The sequence below is a fragment of the Pedobacter sp. P26 genome (genome assembly GCF_050632135.1).
GTDB lineage: Bacteria > Bacteroidota > Bacteroidia > Sphingobacteriales > Sphingobacteriaceae > Pedobacter.
Genome location: NZ_CP192574.1, coordinates 2,608,518 through 2,625,979, shown reverse-complemented (window position 1 = coordinate 2,625,979; position 17,462 = coordinate 2,608,518). Strand labels below are relative to the sequence as shown.

19 protein-coding genes and 4 pseudogenes are annotated in these 17,462 nt (G+C 36.9%); 14 read left to right on the top strand and 9 right to left on the bottom strand.

Annotated features, from left to right (window positions below):
• The first annotated feature begins 105 nt into the window (after positions 1-105).
• Complete coding sequence (iscU, locus tag ACQ86H_RS12120) at positions 106-519, top strand: Fe-S cluster assembly scaffold IscU (protein WP_138821688.1); 414 nt, start codon at positions 106-108, stop codon at positions 517-519.
• A 102-nt stretch (positions 520-621) separates the two neighbouring features.
• Positions 622-947 (top strand): annotated as a pseudogene (locus ACQ86H_RS12115) (HesB/IscA family protein).
• Between the two features lie 53 nt (positions 948-1,000).
• Here the strand turns inward: ACQ86H_RS12115 and ACQ86H_RS12110 are convergent.
• A complete protein-coding gene (locus tag ACQ86H_RS12110) occupies positions 1,001-1,717 on the bottom strand; it encodes a hypothetical protein (protein WP_138821689.1) in 717 nt (238 codons plus the stop codon).
• A 285-nt stretch (positions 1,718-2,002) separates the two neighbouring features.
• On the opposite strand from ACQ86H_RS12110, the gene ACQ86H_RS12105 reads away from it, so the two are divergent.
• Positions 2,003-3,919 (top strand): AMP-dependent synthetase/ligase, encoded by a 1,917-nt coding sequence (locus tag ACQ86H_RS12105; RefSeq protein ID WP_431294997.1) that lies wholly within the window; start codon positions 2,003-2,005, stop codon positions 3,917-3,919.
• 71 nt (positions 3,920-3,990) lie between these two features.
• Here the strand turns inward: ACQ86H_RS12105 and ACQ86H_RS12100 are convergent, their stop codons facing one another.
• The gene (locus ACQ86H_RS12100) at positions 3,991-4,680 is read right to left on the bottom strand and encodes a DUF2461 domain-containing protein (protein ID WP_138821691.1); all 690 of its coding nucleotides are present in this window, start codon (positions 4,678-4,680) and stop codon (positions 3,991-3,993) included.
• A 640-nt stretch (positions 4,681-5,320) separates the two neighbouring features.
• Between ACQ86H_RS12100 and lysS the strand changes: the two genes are divergently transcribed.
• Together lysS and ACQ86H_RS12090 are read left to right on the top strand one after the other, a co-directional pair.
• Positions 5,321-7,030, top strand: a complete 1,710-nt coding sequence (gene lysS / locus ACQ86H_RS12095; protein WP_431294996.1) for a lysine--tRNA ligase — start codon at positions 5,321-5,323, stop codon at positions 7,028-7,030.
• Between the two features lie 136 nt (positions 7,031-7,166).
• Positions 7,167-7,379 (top strand): hypothetical protein, encoded by a 213-nt coding sequence (locus ACQ86H_RS12090; protein WP_138821693.1) that lies wholly within the window; start codon positions 7,167-7,169, stop codon positions 7,377-7,379.
• 107 nt (positions 7,380-7,486) lie between these two features.
• On the opposite strand, the gene ACQ86H_RS12085 is transcribed toward ACQ86H_RS12090, so the two are convergent.
• Positions 7,487-8,041 (bottom strand): pyridoxamine 5'-phosphate oxidase family protein, encoded by a 555-nt coding sequence (locus ACQ86H_RS12085; RefSeq protein ID WP_138821694.1) that lies wholly within the window; start codon positions 8,039-8,041, stop codon positions 7,487-7,489.
• 154 nt (positions 8,042-8,195) lie between these two features.
• Between ACQ86H_RS12085 and ACQ86H_RS12080 the strand changes: the two genes are divergently transcribed.
• A complete protein-coding gene (locus tag ACQ86H_RS12080) occupies positions 8,196-8,693 on the top strand; it encodes a YdeI/OmpD-associated family protein (RefSeq protein WP_431294995.1) in 498 nt (165 codons plus the stop codon).
• Between the two features lie 53 nt (positions 8,694-8,746).
• Here ACQ86H_RS12080 and ACQ86H_RS12075 read toward each other — a convergent pair.
• Positions 8,747-8,863 (bottom strand): annotated as a pseudogene (locus ACQ86H_RS12075) (hypothetical protein); the annotation flags it as partial.
• A 72-nt stretch (positions 8,864-8,935) separates the two neighbouring features.
• Positions 8,936-9,475, bottom strand: coding sequence for a DUF2892 domain-containing protein (locus tag ACQ86H_RS12070; protein WP_138821697.1), 540 nt, complete (start codon positions 9,473-9,475; stop codon positions 8,936-8,938).
• A 113-nt stretch (positions 9,476-9,588) separates the two neighbouring features.
• Between ACQ86H_RS12070 and ACQ86H_RS12065 the strand changes: the two genes are divergently transcribed.
• The 3 genes from ACQ86H_RS12065 (at position 9,589) to ACQ86H_RS12055 (ending at position 11,659) form a co-directional block, all read left to right on the top strand.
• Positions 9,589-10,107: a thioredoxin family protein gene (locus tag ACQ86H_RS12065; protein ID WP_138821698.1), complete on the top strand. Its 519-nt coding sequence runs from the start codon at positions 9,589-9,591 to the stop codon at positions 10,105-10,107.
• Positions 10,108-10,317: 210 nt separating this feature from the next.
• Complete coding sequence (gene ung / locus ACQ86H_RS12060; RefSeq protein ID WP_138821699.1) at positions 10,318-10,998, top strand: uracil-DNA glycosylase; 681 nt, start codon at positions 10,318-10,320, stop codon at positions 10,996-10,998.
• A gap of 118 nt (positions 10,999-11,116) precedes the next feature.
• Positions 11,117-11,659: a hypothetical protein gene (locus tag ACQ86H_RS12055; protein ID WP_431294994.1), complete on the top strand. Its 543-nt coding sequence runs from the start codon at positions 11,117-11,119 to the stop codon at positions 11,657-11,659.
• Between the two features lie 194 nt (positions 11,660-11,853).
• Here the strand turns inward: ACQ86H_RS12055 and ACQ86H_RS12050 are convergent, their stop codons facing one another.
• Positions 11,854-12,324: an Lrp/AsnC family transcriptional regulator gene (locus ACQ86H_RS12050; protein WP_025142637.1), complete on the bottom strand. Its 471-nt coding sequence runs from the start codon at positions 12,322-12,324 to the stop codon at positions 11,854-11,856.
• A gap of 127 nt (positions 12,325-12,451) precedes the next feature.
• On the opposite strand from ACQ86H_RS12050, the gene ACQ86H_RS12045 reads away from it, so the two are divergent.
• The 4 genes from ACQ86H_RS12045 to ACQ86H_RS12030 are packed head-to-tail and all read left to right on the top strand — an operon-like array spanning position 12,452 to position 14,964.
• Positions 12,452-12,952, top strand: coding sequence for a metal-dependent transcriptional regulator (locus ACQ86H_RS12045; protein ID WP_431294993.1), 501 nt, complete (start codon positions 12,452-12,454; stop codon positions 12,950-12,952).
• Positions 12,892-13,113: a FeoA family protein gene (locus ACQ86H_RS12040; RefSeq protein WP_431295385.1), complete on the top strand. Its 222-nt coding sequence runs from the start codon at positions 12,892-12,894 to the stop codon at positions 13,111-13,113. The genes ACQ86H_RS12045 and ACQ86H_RS12040 overlap by 61 nt, the downstream gene beginning before the upstream one ends.
• Positions 13,100-14,584, top strand: a complete 1,485-nt coding sequence (locus ACQ86H_RS12035) for an Nramp family divalent metal transporter (protein WP_431294992.1) — start codon at positions 13,100-13,102, stop codon at positions 14,582-14,584. Before ACQ86H_RS12040 ends, ACQ86H_RS12035 begins: the two co-directional genes overlap by 14 nt.
• Positions 14,530-14,964 carry a universal stress protein gene (locus ACQ86H_RS12030; protein ID WP_431294991.1) on the top strand — a complete coding sequence of 145 codons (435 nt, stop codon included), beginning with the start codon at positions 14,530-14,532 and terminating at the stop codon, positions 14,962-14,964. The genes ACQ86H_RS12035 and ACQ86H_RS12030 overlap by 55 nt, the downstream gene beginning before the upstream one ends.
• A 92-nt stretch (positions 14,965-15,056) precedes the next feature.
• On the opposite strand, the gene ACQ86H_RS12025 is transcribed toward ACQ86H_RS12030, so the two are convergent.
• Positions 15,057-15,536 (bottom strand): TlpA family protein disulfide reductase, encoded by a 480-nt coding sequence (locus ACQ86H_RS12025; protein WP_138821703.1) that lies wholly within the window; start codon positions 15,534-15,536, stop codon positions 15,057-15,059.
• 142 nt (positions 15,537-15,678) lie between these two features.
• Positions 15,679-15,957, bottom strand: coding sequence for a hypothetical protein (locus tag ACQ86H_RS12020; RefSeq protein ID WP_431294990.1), 279 nt, complete (start codon positions 15,955-15,957; stop codon positions 15,679-15,681).
• Between the two features lie 264 nt (positions 15,958-16,221).
• Between ACQ86H_RS12020 and smpB the strand changes: the two are divergent.
• Positions 16,222-16,670: pseudogene (smpB, locus tag ACQ86H_RS12015) on the top strand (SsrA-binding protein).
• A gap of 87 nt (positions 16,671-16,757) precedes the next feature.
• Here smpB and ACQ86H_RS12010 read toward each other — a convergent pair.
• Positions 16,758-17,413: pseudogene (locus ACQ86H_RS12010) on the bottom strand (protein-L-isoaspartate(D-aspartate) O-methyltransferase).
• Positions 17,414-17,462 lie beyond the last annotated feature (49 nt).

Below are 17,462 nucleotides of genomic sequence, written 5' to 3'. Positions count from 1 at the left end.
AAGGCAGAAGGTTCATTGGCCAACGCCTTACACAATTCGCCAAACGCTAAAGCGATAATTAATAAATAAAATTATCTCCGAAAGGAGGCTTAAGAAATAGAAAACATGGCATATTCAGAAAAAGTAATTGACCATTACAATAACCCACGTAACGTAGGTACTTTAAATAAAGACAGTAAATTTGTAGGAACAGGATTAGTTGGTGCACCTGAGTGCGGCGACGTAATGCGTTTACAAATTGAGGTTGGAGAGGACAACGTAATCACTGATGCTAAATTTAAAACGTTTGGCTGTGGTTCGGCAATTGCTTCTTCTTCTTTAGCTACAGAATGGTTAAAAGGAAAAACAATTGACGAGGCTTTATCTATCGATAACATGGATATTGTTGAAGAATTAGCTTTACCACCGGTAAAAATCCACTGCTCAGTATTGGCAGAAGATGCAATTAAATCAGCGATTAACGATTACCGCATTAAAAATGGCTTAGAAGCTATTGTATTGGAAAAATCGCACCACTAGAATAGATGTGAGACAATAGATTTGAGATGTGTGAGACCACCTAACTTAGGGTGCTGAAATACGTCACAAATCTAATATCTCAAATCACAAATCTCTATCACAATGATAACAATAACAGATAAAGCAAAAGACAAAATAGACCACTTAATGCAGGACTCGGAAATGGGTTCTGATTACTTTTTACGTGTTTCGGTAAAAGGTGGTGGCTGTTCGGGATTATCATACAATCTGGATTTTGATAACGAGGAACAAAAAGGCGATCAGTTTTTGAAGACAAAGGAATCAAGATTGCTTTGGATATGAAATCTTTCCTTTACCTGGCTGGAACTGAATTAGATTTTACCGATGGTTTAAACGGAAAAGGCTTCAACTTTATAAACCCTAATGCAAGCCGTAGCTGTGGCTGTGGCGAAAGTTTTTCTGTATAAATTTAACAGCAATAAAAAAGCGGCTCGGGAGATTTCCCAAGCCGCTTTCTTTGTTATTTGAGTTGGGATGGTTTACTGCTCATGGTATTTCTTTCAGTAATCGCAGCGGTTTTGCTATTAAAATCTGTAGGTTCAGAAGTATAATCGCCATCAAAGGCAACTCGGCCTTGCCCCTCTCTAATGGTATTAGGTCCGCTGTGAGAGTCGTCGATGTTTATGATTCCTGCAATTCCATTTTTAATATTATTCCCCTCTTTTTCCCCAGTCATTAAAAAAGCGAAAAAATTATAACCACCATTTCTGTACGCTTTTACCTTTCCGTAAACTGTAAATTTATTTCCACTCCCACTTATGGCGGTTACGACACTGGTATCTGCTGCACCAATAAAGTTTTTACCCAACATTTTAATACTGAAATCGCTTGTACTTTGCTCATAAAATTTAACTACGCCATCCATAAGTACATAACCAGGCGTATAAGAGTCGTTGGGTATATTACTGTTTTTTATGGTGAAAGGCTTAAATAAGTAAGAGCCATCGATATTTGGTGGCGTAGTACCCTTATTTATAGTAAAACCCAGTTTGGTTAAGCTATCTACATACTGTTGAGGAATAATATCTTCTATTTTTTTACTCAAGATTTCTTCATCGTTCGGATTAATATCTTTGCTTTTAGAGCAAGCCGCAAATTGTAGCACTACACCTACTATTAAAGCAAATGCACATCCTTTGGCTACCATAGTTAAATTTGTTTTTGTTGTCTTCATCATACAATTTTTAATTCTAAGTTTTAAAACGCCCAATTGCAACTGAAGTGCCAATATCTAATAATTTGGCTCAAATAGATTAAAATAACGGTAAACCACTATATGGATCTACCTAAAACCAGGTATTCCATTAATTTTTAACAAAACTGCTGTCCTCTTTCTTACGGTCTTTTGTAGTCGCTCAAATTTTATATTTTTTTATTTAATTTTAGCGTTTATCATACTGTTGCCATTATTAAAGCTAAAAGTATTATAATTGTTAAAATAACAAATATTCAGATTACGAGCATGCCATTAATAAACGAGTTTTCAACTGTTCCTACTTTGTTACGGAATGTTGTAAAAAACATCCATAAACCTCAGGAAACCTTTTTAATCCATAAACAAGGCGCAGAATGGGCTGAAATTTCTTATGAAGACACCTTAAAAAGAGCCGATGCTGTTTCTGCATTCTTTTTAGAAAAAGGAATAAAAAAGGGTGATCGTTTAGGCTTAATGATAGAAAATTCTCCTGAATATGTATATTATGATCAGGGCATCCAGCAAATTGGCGTAATTAATGTATCTATTTACCCTACGCTTTCTGAGCAGGAAGTAGCCTATATTCTTAACGACTCTGGCATAAAAGCTATTCTTGTTGGGAATAATTTTCTTTACCGTAAGGTTTTAAAAGTTGCGGCTAATTGCAAAGAATTAAAATATATTATTCCTGCTTTTAAAGATTTCGAAAAGGTTACTATCCCTGCAGATGTTAATGTAGAAGTAATTGCTTTTTCAGATATTCTTGCGCTTAAGCATCAGGTTACGGCTGCCGAAAGGGCTGAAATTGACCAATGCAGAAGCCTGGTATTGCCTCAGGATGTTTCTTCATTAATTTATACCTCTGGTACTACCGGAACGCCAAAAGGTGTAATGCTTACTCACTATAATTTTGTTAAAAATGTGGAAGTATGTTTGCAGCAAATCCCGGTGATCGATCAAACGGAAACTTTCCTTTCTTTCTTGCCTTTATCTCACGTATTCGAACGTACAGCTACGTATCATGTTTGCTGTGCACAGGGTTGTAAAATTGCCTTTGCACAAAGTTTAGAATTGTTGGCTAAAAACATGGGCGAAGTGCGTCCAACCGTAATGAGTTGCGTACCACGTTTGCTGGAGCGCATTCATGATAAAGCGATAAAAGGAGGAACCGCAGGTGGAGGAACAAAAGCAAAAATATTTACCTGGGCCTTAGAAACCGGCAATAAATACCGTTTAGCAAAAGAGGCTGGCAAAAATCCAGGCCTTATCCTATCGGCAAAAAAAGGAATCGCCGAGAAATTGGTCTTCAGCAAAATTAAGGAAAAAACAGGTGGAAGATTAAAATTCATGATTTCAGGCGGAGCTGCACTACCTAAAAATGTGGGTGAGTTTTTTGGCGATCTGGGTATTAAAATATTGGAAGGATTCGGTTTAACGGAAACTTCACCGGTAATGTCGGTAACTGAATATCACAGACAGGTTTATGGTACCGTTGGCCGAGTGATTCCTGGTATTGAGGTGGGCATACAAGATGTAGAAAGCAAAGCAATACTAAGCATCCAAACACACCATACTTTTGAGGAAGATTTTGAATGTGCAGAAGGAGAAGTAATTGTACGAGGTCACTGCGTAATGAAAGGTTATTTTAACAAACCTGCCGAAACTGCTGAAGCTATAGATAAAGACATGTGGTTCCACACGGGTGATATTGGTCGTTTTTATAAAGGTAACCTGCAGATTACCGACCGTTTAAAAAACATGATCGTAAATGCATACGGCAAAAACGTATACCCTACTCCTGTAGAAAATATTTATTTAAAGAGCCCAAAAATTGATCAGTTGTTTTTAATTGGCGATAAACGCGAATTTATCACGGCTATCATTATCCCGAACAGGGAAACGCTGGAAGAAACCTTTAAACTTCAGCCGTCGTTTTTTGAAGAAGCTGATCCTTTTATCCGCAACCAGGAAATTATCGACTGGATGGAGCAGGATATCAAAAAAATCTCTGGCGAACTGGCTAAATTTGAACGCATTAAAAACTTCAAGATCAAGCGAAATCCTTTCAATATAGATGAAGGTGAAATTACCCCGACCATGAAAGTTAAACGCCGTATTGTAGAAAAGAAATATGCCGAGGCGATTAACGAAATGTACGAAGAAGGTGTAGAAGCGGAATCATAATTAAAAAAGGGTCATCATTACAAAATTAGTATGATGACCCTTTAATTTTTTGCAGCAATCGTAAAAATCAATTAAAGATCTAATCCATTTGCATCGGTTGTTAATATTTCGCTCATGTAATCAAAGAAAGGCCGCATGTTTTTAAATGTCTGGTTACAATAACCTAAGTATTCTTTACTTAAAACTTCCTGATCGGTAAATCGATGAACTAACAAAAATTGTTTATAACGTAGCAGATCAATATCCTGGTGATCTCCATCAAAACCCTTTGGAGCTGTTTTCAATTGTTCACCTCCCAAAGTCCCGAAGGAAGCAATAAAAGTTTTATCATTTAATATCGCTCTCAAGGGCTGGGCATCAAAAGCAATATTTTCCCTTATCAATTTCAAATCCTGAGGAGAAGGCCCGAAAAAGCCACCTGCCACAAAACTATTACCTGGTTCGATATGAAAATAGTAGCCACCTCTTCTTTGTTTGCCTGCCCGTTTAAAACTTCCACTCCAATGTGTTTTATAAGGCGTTTTATCATTTGAGAAACGCGTATCCCGATATATGCGGTATAAACTTTTCTTTCCCGATGGTGTTTCAATTACATCGTGGGTATTCATAAGGTCTAATAAATCCTGTGCAAAAGCTTCTATGTATGCTAGTTCTTTCTGGTAGTCTGTTTTATGATCATTAAACCACTCTCGTTCGTTGTTATTTTTTAATAACCTCAAAAATTCAAAACTGGAAGGTGGTATTTGTTTTATATCGGGCATAGTTTTTAAATGGCTAGGACATCCAAGCAAATATAACATCTGTAAAACACTAAACTCATATCTCTGAAAAAATTTACCCGATGAAATCCTATTTAAAATTTATGAAGAGATTTATTCATTAGTTTACCCATCATTTGCAAAAACGATGAAACGCGATTTATTTTTTGAGCAGGTTTGGGATTTAACCACAGAAATACCCAAAGCAGGGTCACGTCTTACGGCGCAATTGCAAAAGCCATTGGTGCTTGCGGGCTAGCACAACTTCCTGCACCTTATTACTGCGTAATCAGCAGCAACGGCTTGCTTAGTGGCGATCCATCATCTACAACTAAAAGGCAGCAACTACCTGAAAGATAATACATTGAAATTAAAAATCTGAAAGTTCAAACCTTAAAAAGGTATTCTGGTATCCTTTAATTGATATAGAGTATTTACCGCAGATAAAGTTTCTAATAATCCGTTTTTCATCTAATTTCTTTAACATTCTAAAATGCTGTTTTATATCAAATAAAGCATTTATTAATTACAATAGCTTTCTTATCTTTGCCAAAAGGTGTCTTTTCAAAAATGATGTTTGAAACGATACCTGTTACAATTAATAAACACATTGCAAATCATTAATTTGCAAAAAATACCCGAAATGAGTATAGGATTATCAGAACAAGAAGTATTACGACGTGAGTCGTTAAAGCAATTACGCCAGTTAGGCATTGAACCCTATCCGGCAGAAGCTTATGAAATTAATGTTACGGCTGCCGATATTTTAGCAAACTACGAAAAAGATAAAACTGCTTATAAGACCGTTAGTTTAGCCGGTCGTATTATGGGCCGTAATATTATGGGTGCTGCATCTTTTGCTGAATTACAAGATTCAACAGGCCGTATCCAGATTTATTTAAAGAGAGACGTGCTTTGTCCTGGTGATGATAAAACCTTATATAACACGGTATTTAAGAAACTTTTGGACATTGGTGATTTCATCGGGATCACGGGTTATGTTTTTACCACACAAACAGGAGAAATCTCTATCCATGTAACCGGTTTTACTGTTTTAGCTAAATCTTTACGTCCGTTACCGATTGTAAAACGTGATGATGAAGGGAATGTCTACGATGGATTCACCAATCCTGAACTGCGTTACCGCATGCGTTATGTAGATTTAACGGTAAACCCTGATTACAAACAGATTTTCATCAAACGCAGCAAGGTAATTAACAGCATGCGTAACTACTTTGATGAGCAAGGTTGGATGGAAGTAGAAACTCCTATCCTACAGCCTATACACGGTGGTGCAGCGGCGCGCCCTTTTGCTACTCACCACAATACTTTAGATATGCCGCTTTACCTGCGTATTGCGAACGAGCTTTATTTAAAAAGGTTAATCGTTGCAGGTTTTGATGGCGTTTACGAGTTCGGTAAAATGTTCCGTAATGAAGGAATGGACCGTACGCATAATCCAGAGTATACCTCAATGGAAATTTATGTAGCCTATAAAGATTATATCTGGATGATGGCTATGGTTGAAGAATGTTTGGAAAAAGTAGCCATTGCAACCAATGGTTCGGCTGTAGTTAAAGTTGGTGAAAATGAAATCAATTTCGAAGGTCCATACGAAAAACTAACCATGTACGAATCAATCCAAAAATATACCGGAATTGATGTTTCGAAAATGACTGAAGAGGAGCTTTTGCAAACCTGTGCATCATTAGGCATAGAAACGGATTCTACCATGGGCCGCGGTAAATTGGTGGACGAAATTTTCAGTGATAAGGTAGAAGCCAATTTGATCCAGCCTACATTCATTACAGATTACCCGATCGAGATGACACCATTAGCTAAAAAGCACCGCAGTGCAGAAGGATTGGTGGAGCGTTTCGAAATATTTGTGAACGGTAAAGAAATCGGAAATGCTTATTCAGAGCTGAACGATCCTATTGATCAGAAAGAACGTTTTGAAGATCAGTTGAAACTTGCTGATCGTGGTGATGCCGAAGCGATGGCGATGGATGATGATTTCGTTCGTGCCTTAGAATATGGTATGCCTCCTACTTCAGGTTTAGGTTTTGGTATCGATCGTATCGTAATGTTAATGACCAATCAGAGCACCATCCAGGAAGTTTTATTCTTCCCGCAGATGCGTCCGGAGAAAAAGAAAATTGAATTGACACCAGAAGAAACAGAATTATTTGAATTGGTTTCTGAAGGTGAACAATACCTATTAACGGATATAAAAGCTAAACTTGCCGATTGGAGCAATAAAAAGTGGGATACCACTTTAAAAGCGTTAACTGGTAAGGGCATTTTAAAAGTCGCCAAAACAGATGATGGTTTATTTCTATCGCATAAATAGTTAATTTGTTAATCTAACGGTAAAACACCAGACCAGATTTTAACATAAACATAACATAAACTTAAAAGGCTTGCTAACAATTGTTTAGCAAGCCTTTTCTATATTTACAGCAATCGATAATTAAAATCATTGCGATATGAATACGTCAAGTTTAGAAATCAACGAAAGAGAGTACTGCATTAAATTAAGCAAAGATGCTTTTGATTTAACGCTGGTACGTCAGTTAATAAAAAGAATTCAGGCCGAAGCTTTATTCTTCTCAAGAGTACAAGCTGAAGAGGATGATATCTTAAGCAAAAGAGCCCAGAGAGAAGAATTTGAAGGATTCGATTATTTAGGAGACAAATAGTCAGTTTTCAATTGACTATTTCCAGTTAGCAGTTAATTTAACAATTAACCAGTTAGTCGCTTTAAAGAACAGTTAACCGGTTAACCAAATTCAAACAGTTAAGCTCACTAATCAACCTCTAAAGCTCCTTCTACTGAATCATCCATTGTTTTACCTGTAATTACGGATGCAGCCATTTTCAAAAATGCAACGGCTGTGCCATGTTTGGTATCCCAATAATATCCTTCTGATGGGATAACTTTAATCAGTGTAATATTAGGGTCGTCCTTCCCTCCCTGAAACCAGGTTTTAATAAACGGACTCCAAAGTTCGTCGATTTTGTCCTGATCCCTGCTGATTTCAGAAATACCATAAATGTTTACAAAACCTGAATGGGCGCCTGCCTGAAATAGTAAATGTGTAAATGGATCGGCAGAGATTTCGTCGTTTTTATGACTGTCTTTCATGCTCATAAACCAGATATTCCCTTCATCATCCACCTGTTGAATAGCCATTGGTCTTACGGATAAAGGTATTCCTGTTTTAATATTGGTACAGAAAAAACAACTTTCAGCTTTTTCTGCCAACTCCCTGAGTTTTTCGATGGCTGCTTTGCCACCCAAATCTTTAATGTTATTTTCTTCCTGGGTATTGTTTGTACTTCCTTCTTGTGATGTTGCCATAGGATTAAGATTTTATATTAACTACAATAGAAATCGGGATTTGGTTTTGAGTTTTTGCGGGGAGCTTTAGGCCAAGAGCGTCGAGCGGAGAGCATAGCATTAGATTTATTGGCAAAAATTATGGCGTTTTAATCAAAGGCAATATCTTTAATTAATGGATATCAAAAAACCGAAAGCTTTTAAGGCTGAGATTAAAATTATAGGCGTCAATCCTTTTGTGTTTGTACCAGAGGAAGCATTAAATTATGTTTTTCATCAATCTGGAAAAAATAAAGGACAGCTTCCTGTTAAAATGAAAATTGATGGTCATGAATTTAAACAAACCCTGGTTAAATATGCAGGAGATTGGCGTTTGTACCTCAATACGCCCATGCGAAAAGCAGCCGGAAAAGATATTGGCGACACCGCAACTTTCGAAATTGAATTTGATACTGAAGAACGGACAATTAGTATCAATCCTAAATTATTACATGCCTTAGCAAAAAACAAACAGGCCAAAGATATATTTGATGGCCTTGCTCCTCATTTACAAAAGGAAATTATACGTTATATTGCCAACCTTAAAACGGAAGAGTCGGTTGACCGCAATGTCAAAAAAGCTATTCAATTTCTTTTGGGTAAAGAACGGTTTATCGGTAGAGATGGGATTTAAAGCATTATAGTACAAAGGACATTAATAACTGTCCTTTGTACTATGGTGTTATCTTATAACAATCCTCGCTTTTTAAGCATTGGTTTAATATCAGGATTATGCCCCCTGAAATTAAAGAACATTTTGCCAAGATCTTCCGTATTTCCTTTGGACAGAATCATATCCCTAAAACGCTGACCATTTGCTCTGGTTAATCCTCCATTTTCCTGAAACCATGAAAATGCATCAAGATGTGATCGATACTATCTGTAACGAACTTGCTGTTGTTTGTCCATCATGCCCATCTGATCTTTCATTTGTTTGATCTGATCGGCCAATAATTTATTTTTATCTGCTTTTTTCGCTTCAGCAAGATACATGGTTGCTTCGCGTTTGTTACGCTTAGCCATTGCAATGCCTGCTAAACTTAATTTTGCTAAAGCAACGTTATGATCCATCTGCATACCCAGGCTCAAAGCAGTTTTGAAATATTTTTCTGATTTCATTGGCGCTGTTCTGCTTTCAATTAACCCGATCAACAAATTATAATAACCATGTTGAACTTTAATCAACTGCGTTTCATAATTGGTAATGCGATCTAAAAACATTTTTGCCTTGGGCATGTTATCTTTTCTGAGGAACCATTGTGCTAAAAGCATGTTCTCATTAAAGAAATAGGTTACAAGTACAATTATCCCCAATAAAATGGCAACAATACCCCACGGCCAGAAACCGAAAATAAATAAAGCTACTGCGCCACCCAGTAAAGCAAACCCCGCAATTAATCTGATAATATTTGGCATAAATTTATTCTAATTATTTTTTTTGCAAATATCGTGTTTAAATGGCAGAAATTAGATTTTAAAACAATAATTTCATTAAAAATTTAAAAGATCAAAAAAACCGTCTCATCAATATGAAAATCCTTTTATCTATAACCCTAATTGTACTTGCAATGAACGTTTCTGCTCAGGAAGTTAATAAAAAAATCCACGATCAAGTCCACAATAAAGATATATTAATTAATGCTTGTACGCGAGAAGGTATTGCTACTTTTCCTGAGTTTAAAGAAATGTACGATCCACTCTATGCGGCTTATATACCAGATGCGGCAACCATGATCGAATTGAAAAAACTGGTTAAAAATGAAAAAATCAAAATTGTGCTAGGTACCTGGTGTGGCGACAGCAAAGCAAATGTTCCGAACTTTTTTAAAATTTTAGATGCTTTACACTTTAAAGAGAAAAACGTAGAGGTTATTGCTGTTGACGGTAACAAAAAAGCTGAAAATGGCATTTTAGACGGCCTGGACATTTCGAGGGTACCTACATTTATTGTTTTAGATAAAAAAGGTAAAGAACTGGGCAGGATTACAGAAGGTCCAAAAACAAGCCTTGAGGGAGATTTGTTAGGAATATATAAGAAGAAGTCTTAAACTTTTTGAGAGGTTTTTTTGACTATATTTTGATAGTTCATGGTTGATTACCTAAGTCTTTCATAGCCGATAACCTATTGGCTTATACTTAGCACCCTGACCATTGACCATTATGTATAAAACCATGAACGATCAAACCATCAACTAAAAATTTATTTACAAGACATTACCCGAAATCCATTTTACATTATACATCTTACATTAATTATTATGTCAGCAGCATTAGAACCCGGTTGGTTAGCCGTTTTAGAAGAAGAGTTTGAAAAAGACTATATGAAAAGCCTTAAAGCCTTTTTACAGGAGGAGAAACAGAAAGGTGCAACGGTTTATCCTAAAGGCGCTGATATTTTTAATGCATTAAATACAACGCCATTTGATCAGGTAAAGGTTGTCATTTTAGGTCAGGATCCTTATCATGGCGTTGGCCAGGCACATGGATTATCGTTTTCGGTACAACGCGGTGTAGCGGTTCCGCCCTCATTAAAAAATATTTACAAAGAGCTGGAAACTGATATCGAGGGCTTTAAAACACCAAATCATGGCCACTTAACCCATTGGGCTGAACAAGGTGTATTATTGCTCAATGCTACACTAACAGTCCGTGCTTCGGAGGCTGGTTCACACCAAAACCGCGGATGGGAAATTTTTACAGATGAAATTATAAAGGCTTTATCTCAAAAACGCGAACATATTGTTTTCTTGTTATGGGGTAAATATGCACAGCAAAAAGCAGCTTTAATAGATCAAAAGAAACATTATATGCTTACTGCTGCCCACCCATCTCCATTTTCGGCCTACAATGGCTTCTTTGGATCAAAACATTTTTCAAAAGCAAATCAGCTTCTGGTACAGAATAATTTAACACCAATCGACTGGAACTTACCAGCCTAATGAATACTTATTTTATCAGCGGTTTAGGTGCCGATAAAAGGATTTTTCTAAGCTTAAGCTCGATGAAAAAATCAATATCATTCATATAGATTGGATCAATCCGGTTAAAAATGAATCATTGGCCACTTATGCAGAAAGGTTGAGCAAAGTTATCGACAAATCCCAGCCATTTGCTTTGGTTGGCGTTTCTTTTGGAGGGATGATCGCGGTAGAAATAGCGAAGGTTTTAAAGCCTATTACTACTGTTATCATTTCTAGTACCATGTTAAGCATTCATCTACCCGCACTTTACCGTTTCGCTGGGAGTTTAGACCTACTAAAGATTATCCCTGCAAGGCTTTTAAAATCATCGAACAAACTCACCCAGAATTATTACTTCGGTACCCGATCTGGCAGTGAAAAAACCTTATTAAGCAAAATTATTAAGGATACTGATCCTTATTTTTTGAAATGGGCCATTGGAAGCATATTAAACTGGGAGAATAAGGTTAAACCAGAAAGGATTTTTCACATCCATGGCACGATGGATAAAATCCTCTATTCTAAAACTGCAAAACCTGATTTCGTGATCGAAAATGGAACCCACTTCATGGTTTATCAAAATGCAGCGGAAATTTCAGGAATTATTGATGAAATAGTATTGAATAGAGGAATAGACTAATTCTAAGCCATACATCATCCCTAGACTCATCGTCATTTCGAGCGAAGTGCAACGCAGTCGAGAAATCTATAATAGATCTCTCCATTCCGCTACGCTACAGTCGAGATGACGATCTTTATATTATTTCAATCCCACCAATACATTATAATGGAAATATAATAATTACCGATAACAGCCCCTTAATGGGTTTGCTATTAATACTCTAAAGGCACAATTGGTTCTTTCTTAGTGGTAGACATAATCATCATCGTCTGGAATGTTTTCACTACAGAAATCTTACTGATTTTATCCATAATTAAACGTTCGTAAGCTTTAATGTCTTTCACATAAACCTTTAATAGAAAATCGGCCTGACCGGTAACGTGGTGACATTCGGTAATTTCTTTGATTTGATTTACTTCGTCCAAAAAGATCTGGATAGTATTATTTTTATGAAAATCGAGTTGAATCTGGATAAAGGTTTTTATACCTAAACCCAGTTTTTCTTCATCCACCAAGGCATGATAACTTTTAATATATCCTGCCATTTCGAGCTTGCGTACACGCTCTAAAGTTGGTGCAGGTGATAAACCAATTTCTTGTGATAAAAGTAAATTGGTAATTCTTCCATTCTCTTGAAGAATTCTTAAAATTTTGAAGTCAATTTTATCTAATTCAGATGCCATACGGTGTTAAAGGTATTTCAGAACACAAACATAACCAAATTATATTCTAAATTTTAACATAATTTATCATATATATTTTAAATAAAAATTTTTAGATTTACCTAAAAATAAAATTAGATAAACATAAATGCAAAGTTATACCGAAGAGAACTATCTAAAGACTATTTATCATCTGGCAGAGAAAACAATAAATGTTCAAACCAATGCTATTGCGGAGCAAATGCAAACCAAACCCGCATCGGTTACCGACATGATCAAGAAATTAGCCGATAAGGGGCTGATTGATTATATTAAATACCAGGGGGTTACCTTAACCGAGACAGGAAAAAATACAGCGATAGATATTGTACGTAAACATAGATTATGGGAAGTTTTTTTGGTAGACAAATTAAATTTCAAGTGGGATGAGGTACATGATGTTGCCGAAGAGTTGGAACATATTAAATCGGTTGAGCTGATTGAAAGACTAGATGAGTTTCTAGGTTTTCCGAAAGCAGACCCTCATGGCGACCCCATTCCGGATAAAAATGGACGATTTGCCAAAACCCAGTTTATTAAACTCATCGAATTAAAAGTAGGAGATTCTGGTACCATAACCGGCGTGAGTCAGCACAGTTCTGCTTTTTAAAGCATTTAGAAAAATTAGGGCTTACCCTGGGCAAACAAATCCAGATTACTGATGTTACCGATTTCGATGGTTCAGTTGAGATCCGGTTATCCGATAAACAAGTTAATATTAGTAGAGAAGTTGCAAAACATATTTTAATCAGCAGTAATGGCAAAAACTGAATCCCTAAGTGAAGTACATCAAAGCGTAAATACAGATAAAAGAAAAGGCTGGAAAAGAATTTTAGCTTTTATTGGTCCTGCCTATTTAATTAGTGTGGGCTACATGGATCCAGGTAACTGGGCAACCGATCTGGCTGGTGGTAGTAAATTTGGGTACCAATTGATCTGGGTTTTACTCATGTCAAACCTCATTGCATTGCTTTTGCAATCGCTGAGTGCCCGTTTGGGTATTGTGAGGGGATTGGATTTGGCCCAGGCTTCAAAACAGGCTTACCCTCGCTGGGCAAATATTCCATTGTTTGGATTGGCACAAACTGCTATTATTGCCTGCGATCTGGCAGAAATCATTGGAATGGCCATCGGTTTACAGCTGTTATTTGGTTTACCGTTAATCTGGGGTGTTTCCATTACCATTTTTGACACCATTTTACTGTTATTCCTGTTAAACAAAGGCATGAGGGCCATGGAAGGTTTTATCGTATCGATGGTTTTTATCGTGGGGATTTCCTTTTTGGTCGAAATGTTTATTGTAGAACCATCCATTAAAGAAATAGCCAGGGGATTTGAGCCTTCTATCTTAAATGGTGATGCGCTTTATATCGCCATCGGGATTATTGGTGCAACGGTAATGCCACATAACCTTTACCTGCATTCTTCTTTGGTACAGACCAGAAAAATTGAACGGAGCAATAAAGGGATTAAAGAAGCTTTAAAGTTTAACCTCATTGATACCACAGTTGCATTAAACCTGGCCTTTTTTGTTAATGCCGCCATATTAATTCTTGCTGCTGCAGCTTTTTACAAAAATGGTTTACACGAAGTGGCAGAAATTCAGGATGCACATAAATTACTTTCTAATATTTTTGGAAGTGTAGCCCCAACCCTATTTGCTATCGCGCTAATTGCAGCCGGGCAAAGTTCTACGGTTACCGGAACTTTAGCCGGACAAATTATTATGGAAGGGCATATTAATTTAAGGATTCAACCCTGGTTACGACGCTTGATTACGCGCCTTCTGGCAATTATCCCTGCATTTTTCACCATCCTGCATTACGGCGACGATGCCCTTGGTGGCTTATTGGTGCTCAGTCAGGTGGTTTTAAGTTTACAGTTGGGTTTCGCCATTATTCCTTTGATCCATTTTACATCAGATAAAAAACTGATGAAAGATTTCGCAATCAAACTATGGGTAAAGGTTTTGGCATGGGCAAGCGCCATCGCCATTATTGCGCTCAATGTAAAACTGGTGATCGAAGAAATAAGCGGTTGGGCAAAAGAAGCCAATAACTGGTGGATTTATGCGATTGTAATACCAGCATTAATCTTTATCATACTGCTCCTGCTCTATGTTTTCTTCCATCCATTGTTAGAAAAGAAAAAAATGCATCCAAACAAATTGTGCCTCATGGAGATGCTTTGGACATTGGGAAAATCGAAAAGATCACTTATACAAAAATTGGTATTGCAGTAGATTTCTCTAAAAACGACAGGAACACGATCAGGCATGCTTTAATTCAAGGTGGTAAAGATGCGCACTATTACCTGATCCATATTGTAGAAACTGCTGCTGCCCGTTACCTTGGTAAGGAAGTAATGGACCATGAAACACAGAGCGATGCTGCTAATCTGGAGAGATACAGAGCTAATCTCGAAGACCTTGGATATGATTCTACACCCTTCATTGGTTTTGGAAACACCGGCAAAGCCATAGCCGATATCAGTAACCGGAACGAAATGGAGCTTTTGGTAATGGGTGCACACGGACATAAAGGCTTAAAAGACCTTATTTTCGGCACTACGGTAGATTCGGTGAGGCACAAGGTGAATATTCCTGTATTGATTATCAGGTAAGATTATTCAGCGCCAGATTATAATTAACCCACAGATAAAAAGGATTTAGACAGATGTAAAAATCTGTTTAAATCTGTAGCTAAAAAATAAGATTATTTATTCAAAACCGTCATCATTTTTTTGATGCCGCCATCGCCTGACTGATACATTAGTAATTTACCTGCAGGGGAATATAAGTACATTGCTGGGTATTTTTTTGGTAAAAATGTTGGAATAAATATTCGTTTTTTATCCTGTAGTACCAGCACATTAGGTTTTGTATTTAAACCTTTGGCATAAGAATCAAAAAACTGTGGAATGATATAAGCTTCATCCATAGTAATCATATAAATATTTACATTCTTAAACCTGGCATAATTGGTATTCAACATTTTGCTTTCACGCTGGCAATGCTCGCAGGTACAATCGAATAATATAAAAAGGTTCTTTTTGCCTTGTTTAATATCGGTATTAGAAAAAGCTTTTCCATCCAGGCGGTAAAAAGTAAATTGTGGCAACAAAGTTGGCTGCTGTGCTTTTACCTGGAAAGTGATGACTAATAATAAGATTAAAAGTAGGTTTCTGAATTTCATTTTCGATATTTTATGACCAAACTTAATGGAATAAATACGAACATAATAATATATCCTTAGCTTTTACAAACTGATGAACATTTTTGTTGGTTCCTTACTCTGAGGTTTTATTTTAAAAATTGTCGTCATCCCGATCCGATGGCTATCGGATGAAGTGCAGCGAAATGGAGAGATCTATCGAGACAGATTTTGCTTCGCAGAGCCTTCGGGTTCTCGGCTGCGTTACCGATGTAAAATCGGTACAGGTAGCACTTCGCTCGAAATGACGACCTCTTACTACTTCTCCCATAAAATAAGGCCTTGCTGGCGGATGAAAGGTTTGAGTTTCTTGCAATAACTGTGTTAAATAAACCCGATTGCCGCGGAAACCAAAAGCTTTTTCTGCTTTTGTTGCAGCAAAAAACGGGACTGAGGCTGCCAAAGGAACTGTCTGTACATTTCCCAAATAAAATCCACAAAATCAGAGATTCAAGTTAAATATACGTGCCTGGACTCGTCACCTGAATTTATTTCAGGGTCCATTTTTTACATGAAAGATGCTGAAATAAATTCAGCATGACGATCGCATTAAGATCGAAATAAATTAAAACTAAATTATCACATCAATTTTTAGGATATTTGCAACCCGGCATGTATATTTTATACTATTGCTGAACATTACAATAACAAATACTTTATTAAAATTTTGAAAAACGACATCAACATAAAGAATAAAAGGGCTTATTTCGACTACAATCTTTTGGATAAATATGTAGCCGGTATTGCCCTTTTAGGAACTGAAATAAAAGCGATCAGACAAGGTAAAGCCAATATGACGGATGCATTCTGCATGTTTATTGGCGGTAATCTTTTCGTGCGTAACCTTCATATTTCTGAATATAGCCACAGTTCTTTTTATCACCACGATATTAAACGCGACCGTGCCTTATTACTGCAGAAGAAAGAAATCAGAAAATTAAAGCTGAAAGGCGAAGAAAAAGGTTATACTATAGTTCCATTACGCATTTTCATCAACGAAAGAGGTTTCGCTAAAATAGAAATAGCACTGGCTCAAGGTAAAAAGAATTTGACAAACGTGATAGCATTAAAGATAGAGATACCAAGCGGGAGCTAGATAGAGCGATGAAGAGATAATTTAGTTTGGAGTTGGGGGTTTAGAGATATTTAACTTCAAGTTGAAAAAACGACTCAAAACTCCGATCTCCAAACTCCCAGCTGGTTTTACCATGCCTGGTCGCCAACTAATGGCACAAACCTGAAGGTATCCAACACAATTTTTTCGTAGTCTGTTTCGCTTACACGGATAACGGTAACCATTTTCTGGGTTTTCTCATCTCCCACCGGGATAACCAAAATGCCACCTATTTTTAACTGTTTTAACAAGATCTCCGGAACCAGTGGAGCGCCAGCGGTAACAATTATTTTGTCGTATGGCGCGTGTGCAGCAATTCCTTTCGAGCCATCCCCACAATAAAAAGTAGGCCTATAACCCATTCCTGGTAAAACCTGAATGGTTCTATTGTAGATATTTTCTTGTCTTTCGATGGTAAAAACATTTGCGCCCAGTTCCATTAAAATACAGGTCTGGTAGCCTGAACCCGTTCCGATTTCGAGTACCTTATCGCCCTTTTTAATATGCAAAAGCTCACTTTGGTAAGCAACAGTATAAGGCTGGGATATAGTTTGCCCATCACCTATTGGAAACGCAATATCTTTGTAGGCTTGGTTCCAAAAAGTTTCATCAAAAAAGAAATGACGTGGAACTTTACCTATGGCTGTTAACACATTTTCATCTTCAATTCCGCGAGATTTTAACAACTCAACCAGTTTTTTCTCGCTCCACGTTCTCGGTAATTATCAACAAATTTATACGCCATGAGCTTCAAAATTAGCGTTTCTTAAACGGGGAAACAAGATAAAGAAATC

Bases quoted from the DNA above. Each gene is read 5' to 3' on its own strand.
- ACQ86H_RS12110 (WP_138821689.1), bottom strand. From the start codon at position 1,717: ATGATGAAGACAACAAAAACAAATTTAACTATGGTAGCCAAAGGATGT.
- lysS (WP_431294996.1), top strand. From the start codon at position 5,321: ATGAGTATAGGATTATCAGAACAAGAAGTATTACGACGTGAGTCGTTA.
- ung (WP_138821699.1), top strand. From the start codon at position 10,318: ATGTCAGCAGCATTAGAACCCGGTTGGTTAGCCGTTTTAGAAGAAGAG.
- ACQ86H_RS12105 (WP_431294997.1), top strand. From the start codon at position 2,003: ATGCCATTAATAAACGAGTTTTCAACTGTTCCTACTTTGTTACGGAAT.
- ACQ86H_RS12035 (WP_431294992.1), top strand. From the start codon at position 13,100: ATGGCAAAAACTGAATCCCTAAGTGAAGTACATCAAAGCGTAAATACA.
- ACQ86H_RS12025 (WP_138821703.1), bottom strand. From the start codon at position 15,536: ATGAAATTCAGAAACCTACTTTTAATCTTATTATTAGTCATCACTTTC.
- ACQ86H_RS12070 (WP_138821697.1), bottom strand. From the start codon at position 9,475: ATGCCAAATATTATCAGATTAATTGCGGGGTTTGCTTTACTGGGTGGC.
- ACQ86H_RS12050 (WP_025142637.1), bottom strand. From the start codon at position 12,324: ATGGCATCTGAATTAGATAAAATTGACTTCAAAATTTTAAGAATTCTT.
- ACQ86H_RS12045 (WP_431294993.1), top strand. From the start codon at position 12,452: ATGCAAAGTTATACCGAAGAGAACTATCTAAAGACTATTTATCATCTG.
- ACQ86H_RS12090 (WP_138821693.1), top strand. From the start codon at position 7,167: ATGAATACGTCAAGTTTAGAAATCAACGAAAGAGAGTACTGCATTAAA.
- iscU (WP_138821688.1), top strand. From the start codon at position 106: ATGGCATATTCAGAAAAAGTAATTGACCATTACAATAACCCACGTAAC.
- ACQ86H_RS12080 (WP_431294995.1), top strand. From the start codon at position 8,196: ATGGATATCAAAAAACCGAAAGCTTTTAAGGCTGAGATTAAAATTATA.
- ACQ86H_RS12065 (WP_138821698.1), top strand. From the start codon at position 9,589: ATGAAAATCCTTTTATCTATAACCCTAATTGTACTTGCAATGAACGTT.
- ACQ86H_RS12100 (WP_138821691.1), bottom strand. From the start codon at position 4,680: ATGCCCGATATAAAACAAATACCACCTTCCAGTTTTGAATTTTTGAGG.
- ACQ86H_RS12085 (WP_138821694.1), bottom strand. From the start codon at position 8,041: ATGGCAACATCACAAGAAGGAAGTACAAACAATACCCAGGAAGAAAAT.